Origin of the sequence: Roseateles sp. (assembly GCF_039595595.1) — a bacterium.
Lineage (GTDB): Bacteria > Pseudomonadota > Gammaproteobacteria > Burkholderiales > Burkholderiaceae_C > Roseateles.
Genome location: NZ_JBCNLG010000008.1, coordinates 1 through 14788, shown reverse-complemented (window position 1 = coordinate 14788; position 14788 = coordinate 1). Strand labels below are relative to the sequence as shown.

General features: G+C 70.8%; 15 protein-coding genes. 13 read left to right on the top strand and 2 right to left on the bottom strand.

The window, feature by feature from the left end; all coding sequences use genetic code 11:
* Positions 1 to 16: 16 nt before the first annotated feature.
* The 13 genes from ABDW61_RS11950 (at position 17) to ABDW61_RS11890 (ending at position 13345) form a co-directional block, all read left to right on the top strand.
* On the top strand, positions 17 to 1774 hold the full coding sequence (locus tag ABDW61_RS11950; RefSeq protein ID WP_343638894.1) for a type II and III secretion system protein family protein: 1758 nt from the start codon (positions 17 to 19) through the stop codon (positions 1772 to 1774).
* A 2-nt stretch (positions 1775 to 1776) separates the two neighbouring features.
* On the top strand, positions 1777 to 2067 hold the full coding sequence (locus ABDW61_RS11945) for a hypothetical protein (protein WP_343638893.1): 291 nt from the start codon (positions 1777 to 1779) through the stop codon (positions 2065 to 2067).
* 15 nt (positions 2068 to 2082) lie between these two features.
* On the top strand, positions 2083 to 3429 hold the full coding sequence (locus tag ABDW61_RS11940; protein WP_343638891.1) for a Tad domain-containing protein: 1347 nt from the start codon (positions 2083 to 2085) through the stop codon (positions 3427 to 3429).
* A gap of 7 nt (positions 3430 to 3436) precedes the next feature.
* Positions 3437 to 3937, top strand: a complete 501-nt coding sequence (locus ABDW61_RS11935) for a TadE/TadG family type IV pilus assembly protein (protein WP_343638889.1) — start codon at positions 3437 to 3439, stop codon at positions 3935 to 3937.
* The gene (locus tag ABDW61_RS11930) at positions 3934 to 4404 is read left to right on the top strand and encodes a TadE/TadG family type IV pilus assembly protein (RefSeq protein WP_343638887.1); all 471 of its coding nucleotides are present in this window, start codon (positions 3934 to 3936) and stop codon (positions 4402 to 4404) included. Before ABDW61_RS11935 ends, ABDW61_RS11930 begins: the two co-directional genes overlap by 4 nt.
* Positions 4401 to 5579 carry an AAA family ATPase gene (locus ABDW61_RS11925; protein ID WP_343638885.1) on the top strand — a complete coding sequence of 393 codons (1179 nt, stop codon included), beginning with the start codon at positions 4401 to 4403 and terminating at the stop codon, positions 5577 to 5579. The genes ABDW61_RS11930 and ABDW61_RS11925 overlap by 4 nt, the downstream gene beginning before the upstream one ends.
* The gene (locus tag ABDW61_RS11920) at positions 5576 to 6949 is read left to right on the top strand and encodes a CpaF family protein (RefSeq protein WP_343638883.1); all 1374 of its coding nucleotides are present in this window, start codon (positions 5576 to 5578) and stop codon (positions 6947 to 6949) included. The genes ABDW61_RS11925 and ABDW61_RS11920 overlap by 4 nt, the downstream gene beginning before the upstream one ends.
* A gap of 11 nt (positions 6950 to 6960) precedes the next feature.
* Positions 6961 to 7932 (top strand): type II secretion system F family protein, encoded by a 972-nt coding sequence (locus ABDW61_RS11915; RefSeq protein WP_343638881.1) that lies wholly within the window; start codon positions 6961 to 6963, stop codon positions 7930 to 7932.
* An 87-nt stretch (positions 7933 to 8019) separates the two neighbouring features.
* Positions 8020 to 8958 carry a type II secretion system F family protein gene (locus tag ABDW61_RS11910; RefSeq protein WP_343638879.1) on the top strand — a complete coding sequence of 313 codons (939 nt, stop codon included), beginning with the start codon at positions 8020 to 8022 and terminating at the stop codon, positions 8956 to 8958.
* 9 nt (positions 8959 to 8967) lie between these two features.
* The gene (locus ABDW61_RS11905) at positions 8968 to 10146 is read left to right on the top strand and encodes a LytR C-terminal domain-containing protein (protein ID WP_343638878.1); all 1179 of its coding nucleotides are present in this window, start codon (positions 8968 to 8970) and stop codon (positions 10144 to 10146) included.
* 139 nt (positions 10147 to 10285) lie between these two features.
* Positions 10286 to 11560 carry a M48 family metallopeptidase gene (locus ABDW61_RS11900; RefSeq protein WP_343639150.1) on the top strand — a complete coding sequence of 425 codons (1275 nt, stop codon included), beginning with the start codon at positions 10286 to 10288 and terminating at the stop codon, positions 11558 to 11560.
* Positions 11557 to 12462: a ribosome small subunit-dependent GTPase A gene (rsgA, locus tag ABDW61_RS11895; RefSeq protein ID WP_343638877.1), complete on the top strand. Its 906-nt coding sequence runs from the start codon at positions 11557 to 11559 to the stop codon at positions 12460 to 12462. Before ABDW61_RS11900 ends, rsgA begins: the two co-directional genes overlap by 4 nt.
* A 145-nt stretch (positions 12463 to 12607) precedes the next feature.
* Positions 12608 to 13345: an AvrPphF family type III effector gene (locus ABDW61_RS11890; RefSeq protein WP_343638876.1), complete on the top strand. Its 738-nt coding sequence runs from the start codon at positions 12608 to 12610 to the stop codon at positions 13343 to 13345.
* Between the two features lie 77 nt (positions 13346 to 13422).
* Here ABDW61_RS11890 and ABDW61_RS11885 read toward each other — a convergent pair whose 3' ends face one another.
* Both ABDW61_RS11885 and ABDW61_RS11880 read right to left on the bottom strand, forming a co-directional pair.
* Positions 13423 to 13734: a hypothetical protein gene (locus tag ABDW61_RS11885; protein WP_343638874.1), complete on the bottom strand. Its 312-nt coding sequence runs from the start codon at positions 13732 to 13734 to the stop codon at positions 13423 to 13425.
* Between the two features lie 58 nt (positions 13735 to 13792).
* Positions 13793 to 14536: an SDR family oxidoreductase gene (locus ABDW61_RS11880; protein ID WP_343639148.1), complete on the bottom strand. Its 744-nt coding sequence runs from the start codon at positions 14534 to 14536 to the stop codon at positions 13793 to 13795.
* Positions 14537 to 14788 lie beyond the last annotated feature (252 nt).

Sequence of the window (14788 nt, the reverse complement as noted above, 5' to 3'; positions counted from 1 at the left end):
TCACCGGAGACCGCCCATGCCCACGTCCCCGCTCCTGATCCCCGTCTCGGCGCCGCTCGCCGGGCTGACGGCCCTGGCGATCCTGCTGTCGCCGGCCGCCTGCTTCGGCGCGCCCGGTCCCACCACCGCGCCGGTCACCGCGACGGCCGCCGCGGCCCGCGCCGCTTCCACGGGATCCGGCGCGGCGATGTGCTCGCGCGTCGAGACCGCCCCGGCGGTCACGGTGCCGGTGGGCAAGTCGACGGTGCTGCGGCCGGCCCAGCCGGTGACGCGCATCCTGCTCGGCAACCCGGAGAACACCCGCGCCGCGCGTCCCGCCGAAACCAACGGCAGCAATGGCAAGAAGGACGACGCCAATGCCAAGGGCGCCGCGCAGACCCAGGACACGCGCCCCGGCGTCGGCGAAGTCGACGTGCTGCTGCTCGCGCCGACCGAGATCTATCTGCTGGGCAAGGCGATCGGCTCGACCAACGTCGTGATGCTGGACCGCGCCGGCACCTGCACCGCCTTCGACGTGGTCGTGGGCATGGACACCGCGGCGCTGCAGGCCGTGCTGCAGCAGCTGCTGCCGGCCGAGCGCAACCTGCGCGTCAGCGCCGCCTTCGATTCCGTCGTGCTCTCGGGCGAGGTCTCGGACACCGAGGCGATGACGCGCGCCATCGATCTGGCCACCGCCTTCGTGCGCGGTGACGGCAAGGAAGCCGGCGCGCGCGTGGTCAACATGGTGCAGGTCGGCGCGCCGCAGCAGGTGATGCTGGAGGTCAAGGTGGCGGAGATCTCCAAGTCGCTGCTGGACGCCTTCGGCATCGACTTCTCGCGCGCCTACGCGCCGGGCGACGGCTCGATGGTGCGCTTCCTGGGCGGCATCTTCGGCGGCTCGGCCGGCGTGATCGGCCAGATCACCGGCACGGGGCCGAAGAACGTGCCCTTCAGCTCGGTCGACGCGGTGGTCGGCGGCCAGGTGCCGCTGCCCGGCATCAGCGGCGGCAACGTCACAGTCACCTACGACGCCTTCGGCCGCCCGACCTACACCACCACCTACGGCACCGTGCCCGGCCGCAGCGCCACCAACGCGGCGCTCAACATGCAGAAGACCGACGGCCTGGTGAAGGTGCTGGCCGAGCCGACCGTGATGGCCATCAGCGGCCAGACCGGCAGCTTCCTGGCCGGCGGCAAGATCCTGATCCCGGTGGTGCAGAACAGCGGCAGCATCGGCGGCAGCACGGTGACGCTGGAGGAGAAGGAATTCGGCGTCTCGGTGAAGTTCACGCCGACGGTGCTGGGCGGCGGCCGCATCCACCTGCGCGTGCGCCCGGAGGTGTCGGAGCTCAACGCCTCCGGCGTGCAGATCACGGCCGGCTCGCTGAACTCGGTGCTGCCCTCGTTCACGTCGCGCAAGGCCGAGACCACGGTGCAGCTGATGGACGGCCAGAGCTTCGCCATCGGCGGGCTGATCAAGAACAACACGACCACCAACATCAAGGCCTTCCCCTTCCTGGGCGAGCTGCCGGTGGTGGGCGCGCTGTTCCGCAGCACGCAGTTCCAGACCGACCGCTCGGAGCTGGTCTTCGTCATCACGCCGCGGCTGGTGCAGCCGCTGCCGCCCGGCTACCGGCTGCCCACCGACAACTACGTGCCGCCCACGCGCGGCGACCTGATCCTGCAGGGCCGCATGGAAGGCACGAAGCCCGCGGCCGACGCCGACCCTGCGGGCCCGGCGCCGGCGCCCGCGAAGAACGCCCCGCCCGCCCGCGGCGGATTCGACAAGGAGTGATCATGAAGACCCCCGTCATCCTCCCGCTCTGCGCGGCGGCCGCGGCGCTGCTGTGCGGCTGCGCCGCGACCACGACGCCAGCCATGGACCGCGACTTCGGCGACGCCAGCCGCGCGCTGATGGCGCAGCAGGTGCTCGATCCGGCCGCGCCCTCGCGCAACGCGTCGCTGGGCACCAAAGCCGATGGCCGCCTGACGCGCCAGGCCGGCGTGCGCGTGGTCGACAGCTACAAGGCGCCCCCGCCCAGCAACGTCATCAACATCGGCGTCGGCGCGGGCGCCGCGGATCGCTGAGCCGGAACCGACGCCATGTCCCCGCGCGCGCCCATCACCGTCGCGACGATCGTGCCGATCGCACCGTCCACGCGCGTCCCGGGCACGCCGCGCGTCTCGGGCGCCTCGCGCGCCGGGCGGCGTGTCGCGGCGCCCGCGCGCCGCGAGCGCGGCGTGGTGGCGATCGTCGTGGCGCTGCTGCTGACGGTGATGGTGGGTTTCCTCGGCCTGGCGATCGATGGCGGCCGGCTCTACCTCGCGAAGACCGAGCTGCAGAACACCGCCGATGCCTGCGCGCTCGCGGCCAGCTACGAGTTGACCGGCGCGCCGTCGATCCCGGCCGCGGCCTTTCCGCGCGCCGAGGCCGCCGGCCGCGCGATCGCCAAGCAGAACCGCGTCGGTTTCCAGGGCGCGGCCATCGCCGACAGCGACATCACCGTCGGCTTCGGCAGCTCGCTCGCGGCGGGCAGCCTGTGGAGCACCGCGGGCGCTGCCGCCGCGTCATCGAAGTACGTGCGCTGCACGCTGCAGCGCGGCGGCTTCTCGCCCTATTTCATGCAGGTGATGGGCTTCGGCGCGCAGTCGGTCGCGGCCATCGCCACCGCCACGCTGACGCCAGCACAGAGCAACTGCGCGGTGCCGCTGGGCGTGTGCCGCCAGGCCGGCGCCGGCGCGGGCGCCTCGCCGCCCTTCGGCCTGACGCCAGGCAGCTGGGTCACCGGCCGCTTCAAGGACGGCGGCGGCAACTGGAACTGGATCGACTTCAGCCCGCCCAATGGCGGCGAGAGCGAGCTCGCGGGCCTGCTCACCGGCAACGGCATGTGCTCGCTGAACGTGAGCTCGCCGGTGGGTGCGCCCGGCAACATGGGCAATGCCGCGGCCAAGGCCTGGAACACGCGCTTCGGCCTCTACCAGACGGGCTCGACCAACGTCACCAACGCGCCGCCGGACTTCACCGGCTACGGCTACACCACCACCAACTGGCCCAGTGGCGCCAACGCGCTGCCGGACTTCATCGCCAAGCGCGGCACGCACTCGCCCTATGGCAGCAGCGTCGCGGCGGGCAACGCCGTCACCGGCCTGACGATCAGCAATGCCTACAACCCGACCACCACCACCGCCCAGCATGTCCAGTACGGCGCCGACCGCCGCTTGGTGATCGCCCCCATCATCGATTGCGCCGCGCTCACCGGCGGCACGCACACCACCACCGTGCTGGGCTGGGGCTGCATGCTGATGCTGCAGCCGATCGACAACCCCAACGACACGCTGAAGATGGAGTACATCGGCCTGTCGAGCGCCACCGGCAGCCCTTGCGCCTCCTCCGGCGTGGCGGGCGATTCCGCCAGCATCGGACCGATGGTCCCGGCGCTGGTGCAGTGAGGACGCCATGAGCGCCGCCCGCGCCTTCACCGCCGTCCCGCCCCGCTCCCGCAACGCGGCCGGCCGCCGCGCCCTGCGCGGCGTCGCGGCGGTCGAGCTCGCGCTGCTGATGTCGCCGCTGCTGCTGCTCGTCTTCGGCGCCAGCGAACTGGGCCGCGCGGTGTTCAGCTACAACATGCTCGACAAGTCGGTGCGCGACGCCGCCCGCCACCTCTCGCAGCACGGACCGGGTGACACCACCATCGCCGCCGAGGCGCGCTGCCTCGCGGTCTACGGCACCACCGACTGCAGCGGCAGCGTGCTCGCGCCGGGCCTGACGACGGCGATGGTCGCGATCTGCGACGCGTCGCTGTGCCCGTCGACGCACGCCAACCAGCTGACCGGCAGCGGCACCGTCAACCTGGTGTCCGCGAGCATCCAGAACTATCCCTACCGGTCGGTGGTCAAGTTCGTCATCCCGGACATGAACTTCAACACCATCGCCGTGACGATGAGGGCGCAGCTATGAACCGCCATCTCCGCTGCGCATCGATGTCGCGGCCGCGCGTGCGCGCTCGCATGCGTGGCGTCGCGGCCGTCGAGTTCGCGCTGGTCTGCGGCCTGCTCAGCACCCTGGTGCTGGGCGTGATCGAGATGGGCCGGCTGCTGTGGACCTGGAACGCCGCCGTCGAGGCCACGCGCTACGGTGCGCGCCTGGCCGTGGTCTGCGACATGAACGACAGCCACATCAAGACGCGGATGATCTCGCGCCTGCCGACGCTGAGCTCGTCCAACATCACGGTGAGCTACCTGAACCCGCCCAGTGCCGCCAACACCTGCACGCCGGCGGACTGCAAGGCGGTGCAGGTCGCGCTGAGCGGCTACACGCACCGCACGATGATTCCCTTTGTCCCGCTGAGCCTGACCCTGCCCGCGTTCGCCACGACGCTGCGCAAGGAGTACATGAACAGCGCCGCCAACGAGGTGTGCCAGTGAAAGTCAAGATCGTCACGGCCGACCCCGCGCATGCCTTCGCCTGGACCGAGGCGCTGCGTGCCGAGCCCGCCTTCTCGGTGGCCGCGCTGGAGCGGCCGCTGCGCGAGGTCAACGCCATCGTCAACGGCAGCCGGCCCGACCTGCTGCTGGCCGAATGCGCGGCGGCCGAGGACTTCCTCGCGCTGGAGCGGCTCGCCGGCGCGCATCCGGAGGTGGACGTGGTGCTGGTCGCGCCCGACCTCTCGCCCGACTTCCTGATGCGCGCGATGCGCGCCGGCGTGCGCGAGGTACTGCCCGCGCCGGCCGCCGGCGAGACCGTGCTGGCCGCGCTGCGCCGGCTGCAGCGCAAGCGCGGCGCGGGCGCCGCGATCGCCGCCCAGCCGGCGCGCCATGGCGAGCTGCTGGCGTTGCTGTCCTGCAAGGGCGGCAGCGGCGCGACCTTCGTCGCGGCCAACCTGGCGCACCTGCTGGCCGCCGGCGGACGCCGCCGCGTCGCGCTGATCGACATGAACCTGCAGTTCGGCGACGCCGCGCTGTTCCTGGGCAACCAGACGCCGCCCAGCCATGTGGCCGATGTCGCGCGCAACATCGCGCGGCTGGACGCCGACCTGCTGCAGTCGGCGATGACCGAGGCCGGCCCGGGCCTGTGGGTGCTGGCCGCGCCGGAGGATCCGGCGCATGCGGCCGACGTCACGCCCGCGCAGGTGCAGGCCATCCTGCGCCAGGCGCGCGAGGGCTTCGACTTCGTCGTCGTCGATGTCGGCCGTTCGCTGAGCGCGGCCACGCTGGCGGTGCTGGACGAAGCCGACCGCCTGTTCGCGGTGCTGCAGCTGACGCTGCCCTTCATCCGCGATGGCAAGCGGCTGCGCGAGGTGTTCCGCTCGCTCGACTATCCGGCGGACAAGGTGCGCTGGATCGTCAACCGCTATCAGAAGGACAGCCAGTTCAGCCTCGAGGACCTGCGCCGCACGCTGGCCATCGACGAGCCGCTGACGCTGCCCAACCACTACGAGGCCGTCGCCGCGGCGGTCAACCAGGGCGTGCCGGTGGACAGCATCGCGCCCGCCAGCAGCATCGCCCGCGCGCTGCGCGAGCTGGCCGCCGAGATCGCGCCGCAAGCGCCGGCGCCGCAGCGGCGCTGGTTGTCGGGCCTGTTCCGGGGAGCATCCGCATGAAGGACATGACCATGACGCTGCGCGAGCGGCTGGGCGCCGCGCTGCCGGGCTTCGCGCCCGCCGACGGCGCGCCCGAGGAGACGGCCGCCGCGCCGACCCAGGCCTACCAGGCGACCAAGACGCGCATCCACCAGTTGCTGCTGGGGCGGCTGGACCTGGAGGCCATGGACGGCCTGGGCACCGACGCGCTGCGCGACGAGCTGCGGCAGATGGTGGAGCGGCTGCTGTTCGAGGAGAACCTGGTCCTCAACGCCGCCGAGCGCCGCGCGCTGGTGCGCGACATCCAGTACGAGATGCTGGGCTTCGGCCCGATCGAGCCGCTGCTGGCCGATCCGACGGTGTCGGACATCCTGGTCAACACCCATGCGCAGGTCTACGTGGAGCGGCGCGGCCGGCTCGAGCTGACCGACGTGCGCTTCGCCGACGATGACCACCTGCTCAAGATCATCGACAAGATCGTGTCGCGCATCGGCCGGCGCGTCGACGAGGCCAGCCCCATGGTCGACGCGCGGCTGCCCGACGGCTCGCGCGTGAACGCGATCATTCCCCCGCTGGCCATCGACGGTCCCATCCTCTCGATCCGGCGCTTCGCCGCGGTGCCGCTGAAGGCGGAGAACCTGATCGAGTTCAAGTCCATGTCGGCGGAGATGGCGCGCTTCCTGGCGGCGCTGTCGCAGGCGCGGGCCAACATCCTGATCTCGGGCGGCACGGGCTCGGGCAAGACGACGCTGCTGAACATCCTCAGCGGCGCGATTCCGCACAGCGAGCGCATCGTGACCATCGAGGACGCGGCCGAGCTGCAGCTGCAGCAGCCGCACGTGGTGCGGCTGGAGACGCGGCCGCCCAACATCGAGGGCCGCGGCGAGGTGGCGCAGCGCGCGCTGGTGCGCAACGCGCTGCGGATGCGGCCGGACCGCATCATCCTGGGCGAGACCCGCGGCGCCGAGGCGCTGGACATGCTGCAGGCGATGAACACGGGCCACGAGGGCTCGATGACGACGGTGCACGCCAACACGCCGCGCGACGCGCTGGCGCGGCTGGAAAGCATGATCGCGATGGCCGGCGTGGACCTGCCGGCCAAGGCCGCGCGGGCGCAGATCGCCTCGGCGATCGGTGTCATCGTGCAGGCGAACCGGCTGTCCGACGGCACGCGCAAGCTGACCAGCATCCAGGAGGTGACCGGCATGGAGGGCGACACGGTCACGCTGCAGGAGATCTTCTCCTTCAAGCAGACCGGCGTGGGCGCCAATGGCGCGGTGCAGGGCTACTTCAGCGCCACGGGCGTGCGGCCGCGCTGCTGGGACCGCCTGTGCGCGCGCGGCATCGACCTGCCGCAGACGCTGTTCACGCCGATGCGCGTGGAGATCTGAGGAGCGCCGTCATGGACGTCAGCCTGATCCTGTTCGCCGGTGTCGCCTTCCTGGCGGTGCTGCTCGCCCTGGAGGGGCTGTACATCCTGTGGGCTTCGCGCCATAGCGCGCAGGCGCGGCGCATCAAGGCGCGGCTGGCGGCGCTGTCGGGCGACGTGCCCGCTGGCGCGGCCAGCATCGAGCGCACGATGGCGCCCGAGCGGCTGCCGCGCCTGAACGCGCTCATCGCGCTCACCGGCCCGGGCCGCAGGCTGCGCCGGCTGACCGGCGCGGCGGCGGTGACGGCGTCGGTGGCGGAGTTGCTGCTGCTCTCGATCGCGCTGGCCGCCTGCGGGCTGCTGCTGCCGCCGCTGCTGGGCAAGCCGATGGTGGTGGGGCTGGGCGCGGCGCTGGCGCTGGGCGCGCTGCCGTGGTGGCGCGTGGCCTCGCGCGCGGCGGACCGCATCGCGCGCATCGAGCGCCAGTTCCCCGAGGCGCTCGACCTGATGGGCCGCGCGATGCGCGCCGGCCATGCCTTCCCGTCGGCGATCCGCATGGTGGCCGAGGAGATGCCCGCGCCGCTGGGCCGCGACTTCCGGGTGCTGTTCGACGAGATCAACTACGGCGTGCCGGCCAACGACGCGCTGGCCCACCTGGCCGAGCGGGTGCCGATCGCCGACGTCAGCTACTTCGTCGTGGCGGTGATGATCCAGCGCGAATCCGGCGGCAACCTGGCCGAGCTGCTCGACAAGATCGCGGCGCTGGTGCGCGAGCGCTTGCGCCTGCTCGGCGAGATCCGCACGCTGTCCGCCGAGGGCCGGCTGTCGGCGCTGATCCTGACGGCGCTGCCCTTCGGCGTGGGCCTGGTGGTGAACATCGTGAATCCCGAATTCATGGCGGTGCTGTGGACCGATCCGATGGGCCTGCGCATGGTGGGCGTGTCGCTGGCCATGATGGCCGCAGGCATCTTCTGGATGCGCCGCATCATCCGCATCCGCGTCTGACGCGCATCGCCGACGCGCCGCTGCCACGCCCCGCTGCTCAACGTCCCCAAGCCCTTCCCACGCGGCCGCCGCCAAGGAGTCCCCGACATGTCCCCGATGCAATGGATGGTGCTGGCGCTGGTGTTCGTGGTCGTCGTGACGGCGGTGCTGGGCGTAGGCGCGCTGCTCAAGCCGGATCCGGCGCGGCAGCGGCTGCGCGCGATCGAGGGCGGCGACCCGGCGCGGGCGCCGTCCGGCGACCGGCTGATGCAGGTGGTGGCCGACCTGACGCGGCCGATCAGCCGGCTGTCGATGCCGGAGGAAGGCTTCGAGAAGTCCAGCATCCGGCTGCGCTTCGTGCACGCCGGCATCCGCAGCCCGATCGCGGGCACCGCCTTCTTCGGCCTGAAGACGCTGCTGACGCTGGGACTGCCGCTGGCGGGCTTCGCGCTGATGTCCACCGGCGGCGATCTGCCGCGCGGCGCGCCGCTGATGCTCCTGCTGCTGGTGCTGGCGTCGGTGGGCTACTACGGGCCCAACGTGGTGCTGAACCGGCTGGTGACGCTGCGCCAGCGCGACATCTTCGAGTCCTTCCCCGATGCGCTGGACCTGATGACGGTGTGCATGGAGGCGGGCCTGGGGACCGAGGCGGCGATGCTGCGCGTGGCCGATGACCTGCAGCTCAAGAGTCCGGCGCTGGCCGATGAGATGCGGCTGGTGAACCTGGAGCTGCGCGCTGGCTCGGACCGCGAGCGTGCGCTGCGCAACCTGGCGATACGCACCGGTGTCGAGGAGGTGGACGGCTTCGTCACGATGATCAGCCAGGCCGAGCGCTTCGGCACCAGCATCGCCGCGTCGCTGCGCATCCATGCGGAGATGCTGCGCACCCGGCGCCGCCAGCGCGCCGAGGAGGCCGCCGCCAAGATCGCGCTGAAGCTGCTGTTCCCGCTGATCTTCTGCATCTTTCCCTCGCTGATGGTCGTGCTGATGGGCCCGGCCATGATCCAGATCTACCGCGTCCTGCTGCCCACGATGGCCGGCAACTGAGGAGGAGTCATGCGTGTGCAAAGCCGATTTCCGTCGCCTGCGTCCGCCCTGCCCGCCCCGGCGTTCGACGGCGCCAGCCCCGATTTCGCCAGTGACGTCCCCGGCGCCCGCGATGGCGTCGATGTCGCACTCGATCTGGATCCCGCGCACGGTCTTGGCGCGCCGCACGAGGCGGTGGCGTCTGCCGCGCGGCGACGGGACGCGCGCGCTGGCCGGGTGCGTCGGGCGGTCGCGCTCGGCTCGGCGGCGTCGGCATTGACGCTGGCGGGCTGCGCGCTGTGGCCGTCCGAGGCGCCGCCGCGCGGCTACCAGATCGCGCCGGTGTACCGCATCGACGACACGCCGCAGGCGGTCGAGGCCTACCTCGCCGCGGGCCGCTACTTCGAGGGCTCGCGCGACTGGGCGCGGGCGGCGCAGTCCTATCGCAAGGCGGCGCAGCGCGACGCGGCGTCCGAGGCCGCGTGGGACGGACTGGGGCGCGCGCTCGCGTCGGCGGGCCGGATCGACGAGGCCGAGGCCGCGCTGCGCCATGCGGTGGCGCTCGCGCCGCAGCGCGCTCGCGCTCACAACAACCTCGCCTACGTGCTGCTGCTGAAGGACGAACCGGCGCCGGCGCTCGCGGCGCTCGACGAGGCGTTGAAGCTCGATCCCTCGCACGCGATGGCGCGCGCGAACCGCGAGGAAGCGATGTCGCGGCTCGCCGCCGCGCGGCCGGCGACGGAGGTCGCCTTGTCGCCACTGCCGGAGCTCGACACGGCCACGATTCCCACGGCGCGTGTCCCGGAGAGTGCGCTGGCGACGGTCACGACCGCCGCGACGATCGCGGCCATGGGCTCGCCCGGCGACACGGCGCCGCCACCGAGCGCGTGCGAGCGCCCGAAGCGGCTCGAGGTCAGCAATGGCATGGGCGCGACCGGCCTGGCGGCGCGGGTGGACGGCTGGCTGACGCGACGCGGCCTGCCGCGCGCGCGCCTGACCAACCAGCCGGCCTACGACGTCGTACGGACACGCGTGGACTATGGCGCCGGCCAGGCCGAGGCCGCGCGCTGCGTCGCGCGGGCGATGCCACCGGACACGCCCTCGGAGCTGCGCGAGCAGGCGGGACTGCGCGGCGATGTGCGCCTCGTGATCGGCCGTGACTGGCCCGCGCGCGGCGTGGCGCCGGCGCAGACGCTGGCCGGCCTCTGAACGGGATGCGCCGCCGCCGGGGGCTCGCGGCGGTTCAACGGACGGCCTGCCCGGGGACCTACACTTCGAGCCCATGCAGATCTCACCCGCGGCGCTCGCCGCCGCCCCGGCGCCTTCGGCGCTGAGTCACTCCCCGCTGATGCTCACCGCCGTCTTCGTCGCGGCGGTGATCCTGTCCTTCCTGTTCAAGCTCTGGCTGTCGTCGCGGCAGATGCGCCATGTGGCGCGGCATCGCGGCGCGGTGCCCGCGGCCTTCGCCGGCACGGTGCCGCTGACGGCGCACCAGAAGGCGGCCGACTACACCGTCGCGCGTGGCCGTTTCGGCACGCTGCACCTGGCCTGGGACACCGCGCTGGTGATGGGCTGGACGCTGCTCGGCGGGCTGGACCTGCTGAACCAAGGGGTGCTGTCGTGGCGCGCCGAACTGGGCGACATGGGCTACCAGCTCGGTCTGCTGACGGCGTTCGCGCTGATCTCGAGCCTGCTGGACCTGCCCTGGTCGCTCTACAACACCTTCCGGCTGGAGGAGCGTTTCGGCTTCAACCGCACGACGCTCAAGCTCTTCATCGCCGACGGGCTGAAGGGCCTGGCGCTGGGAGCGCTGCTGGGCCTGCCGATCGCGGCGCTGATCCTGTGGCTGATGGCCAAGGCCGGCGCCACGTGGTGGCTGTGGGCCTGGGGCGCGTGGATGGGCTTCAACCTGCTGATGCTGGTGCTCTATCCCACGGTCATCGCGCCGCTGTTCAACAAGTTCCAGCCGCTGGAGGACGCCGTGCTGCGCGAGCGCGTGCAGGCGCTGATGGCGCGCTGCGGCTTCGCGGCCAAGGGCCTGTTCGTGATGGACGGCAGCCGCCGCTCGGCGCATGGCAACGCGTACTTCACCGGCCTGGGCGCGGCCAAGCGGGTGGTGTTCTTCGACACGCTGCTGGCGCGCTTGAATCCGCCGGAGGTCGAGGCGGTGCTGGCGCACGAGCTCGGTCACTTCAAGCGCCGGCACGTGCCGCAGCGCATGGCGCTGATGTTCGCGCTGAGCCTGGCGGGCTTCGCGCTGCTGGGCTGGCTGAGCGGCCAGGCGGGCTTCTACCTGGGCCTGGGCGTGCGTCCGAGCCTGGACGCGCCCAACGACGCGCTGGCGCTGCTGCTGATCATGCTGGCGCTGCCGCCGTTCTCGTTCTTCCTGACGCCGCTGATGTCGTTCTGGTCGCGCAAGCACGAGTTCGAGGCCGACGCCTACGCCTGCGCGCAGGCCAGCGGCGCGGACCTGTCGAATGCGCTGCTCAAGCTGCATGAGGACAACGCCGGCACGCTGACGCCGGACCCGGTGTTCGCGCGTTTCTACTACTCGCATCCGCCGGCCAGCGAGCGCCTGGCGGCGATCGCCGCGCTGGGCGCGCCGACGGGACGTCCGGCATGAGCAAGACCGCGCAGATCGGATTGGTGGTGCGCGGGCATGGCCGGCACTACGTCGTCGAGGACCAGGACGGCACGCGGGTGCACTGCCTGACGCGAGGGAAGAAGAGCGATTGCGTCGTCGGGGACCGGGTGCGCTGGCAGCGCAGCAGCGATCACGAGGGCGTGATCGAGAAGGTCGAGCCGCGGCGCAACCTGCTGTTCCGGCAGGACGAGTGGAAGACCAAGAGTTTCGCGGCCAACCTGGACCGGCTGCTGGTACTGGTGGCGGTGGAGCCGCAGTTCTCGGAGTCGCAGTTGACGCGGGCGCTGATCGCGGCGCAGAGCGCGGGGATCGCGGCTGACATCGTGCTGAACAAGACCGACCTGCCGGGCGCCGATGCGGCGCGGGCGCGGTTGGCGCCGTACAAGGCGATGGGTCAGAGGGTGCTGGAGCTGAGTCTGAAAGGCCGCGCGCAGGAGTCGCGGGAGACGCTGCGCCCGCTGCTGCACGGGCAGTCGACGCTGGTGCTGGGGCCGAGCGGCACGGGCAAGAGCACGCTGATCAACCTGCTGGTGCCGGATGCGCAGGCGCAGGTCGGGGAGATTTCGCAGGCGTTGAATTCGGGCCGTCATACGACGACGACGACACAGTGGTACTGGATGGATGCAGCGCGGGAGGATGCGCTGATCGACTCGCCGGGGTTCCAGGAATTTGGACTGCGACAAATTGCCGCGCCGGATCTGGCGAGTTACATGCCGGATTTCAAGCCGTATCTGGGCGAGTGCCGGTTCCATAACTGCAGCCACCGGCACGAGCCAGGCTGCGCGGTGCTGACGGCGGTCGAGGCCGGGCGCATCAGCCCGTCGCGCTATCGGATCTACGACGAGCTCTGGGAAGAGCTCAGCGCGCCGCCGAAGTACTGAATCCGCCCCTGCTCGCAAGTTTGGGCCGGTGACGACGTCATGCAGATTGCCAGCCTTCGCTTCTGAATCTCATTCTTCGCCTGTACAACCGAGCGGAATTGGATTCGATGCACGATCCGAAGATCAATTTCGGATCGGATCATTCATGGGTAATGTATGTTTTGGTGGCGGCGGCGGAAATGTGACCCGCCATACGTCGTCGTCGCCGTCTTCGCAGACCGGCACAGCCATTGGTACGGCCACGCCTTCCGGCACGTTGGAAGGAACAGGTCAATTGGCCGGGTTGCGTTCCCGCGCCAGTACCAGCTCAACCGCCCACGCGCCGAGGGTTTCCATTGGCGGGAAGATGTATACGTCGGTGGATACCCTTCCGGACGCGGCCCGCGAAGTATTCCTGCGCGAGCACGATCCTGTTCGAAATCTGCGTCTGACCGATGATTCTGTGCTCTATCGAGTCACCGAGAAGAAGTGGATCAAGAACGGCGCGCTGTCTGGGAATCCCGAGTCGCACGCGATGATCGCCAACCATAATGTGGTGCGTGAGAATTCATACCACACAATGATGGCCGGCTATAGTGGATACGGGAATATTCCCACGCACATGCCGGTTGATATGAAGGCTCACAACTTGGGAACGCCTGTTGTCAACGTGATGTATGGCTCACAGGCCTTGCGGCAAATCGCGGGCTATGCCAAACGCGGCGATCGTGAATTGGTCTCCATGACCCTCGGGGATTTCCGTCGGGCTGGCGGGGGAGACGTCTATTTTGATGTGAGTGCTGCGATGAACGCTCCAAATGCTCAAGCATTGATTGTCACGCTACCCAAGCGCGCGCACGTTCCGGTCAGCGTGCTACCGCCGCCAGTTCAATCCACCGAGTGAATGCTTTCGGGGCGCGACTATCTTTCGGGCGCGACTATTTCAGCGCCGGCGGCACTCTGCCCTGAGCGCTGATCGCATCAGCGCTCCAACCGAGGATCGGCCGGCGTCGCGTCCGGCACTTCGCGGACCTCGGCATCGATCACCTCGCCTCGCGGCGCGCGTCCCGCCGCGCCCATGCCGCCGGCGCGGAACGCCTGGGATCGGAACTGCGCCGCGCGCTGGAAGGTCGCCGTGTGCAGCGTCGGCTTGCGGCCGCGGATCAAGCTCCACAGCAGCACCACGCCGAAAATCACCAGCCCCGCGGCGAGCAGCGCCAGGAACAGCACCAGCGAAGCCACCGCCAGCACCAGGCGGGCAGCGATCGAGAAGAGAGCGGACAAGGCGTTCATCAGGCTTTCAAGTCGGGGCGATCAAGCAATTTCAAGTGCGTCGGAGTCGAAGCCGTCATCAGCCTCGGCCGATGTAAGGCATCTTCGTGGCCATCACCGTCAGGAACGGCACGTTGGCCGACAAGGGCAGCTCCGCCATGTAGAGCAGCGCGCTCGCCGCGTGATCGACGTCCATCACCGGCTCGACCATCGTGCCGCCGTGCGCTTGCGCCACGCCATGCTTGAAGCGTTCGGTGAGATCGGTCTCCGCGTTGCCGATGTCGAGCTGGCCCGCCGCGATGTCGTGCTTGCGGCCATCGAGCGCCAGCGTCTTCGTCAGACCGGTGATCGCATGCTTGGTCGCCGTGTATGCGATCGAGCCCGGCCGCGGCGCGTGCGCCGAGATCGAGCCGTTGTTGACGATGCGACCGCCGCGCGGCGACTGCCGCTTCATCAGCCCGAACGCGGCTCGCGCGCACAGGAAACTGCCGGTCAGGTTCACGTCGACGACAGCGCGCCAGGTCTCGACGCTCAGCTCGTCGATGTCCATCGCGGGCGCGCCACGGCCGGCGTTGTTGAACAGGAAGTCCAGCCGGCTCCAGCGGCGTTCGATCTCGGCGAACGCGGCGGCCACCTGCGCCTCGTCGGCGACGTCGGTGGGCAGCACCAGGGCACGGTCGGGGGAGATGGCGGCGGTCTCGCGCAGCGCGTCCTCGCGGCGGCCCAGCAGCGCGACCTGCCAGCCCGCCTGCATCAGCGCGCACGCCGCGGCGCGGCCAATGCCGGATCCGGCGCCGGTCACGGCCGCGAAGCGCGTCTGCATCGGATGTTTGAGCGGTGACGCCGCCGCGAGCGGGACGACCTCGGGCGAGGCGTTCACATCGGCAGCGACGGGATCGAGGGCGGCGTGGGCGGAGTCCATCCCCGCATCATAGGGAAGCTGGGCGCCCCCTCTCCCCCGCCCTTGTATGTAGCAAAGTACGCCCAGGCCGCCACAGGCCGACCCGCCCAGGGTAGGCGCTTGGGCGCCATACCGAGGGAGAGCGAGGGTCGTGGCGGCCGACCTCGGTTCGTC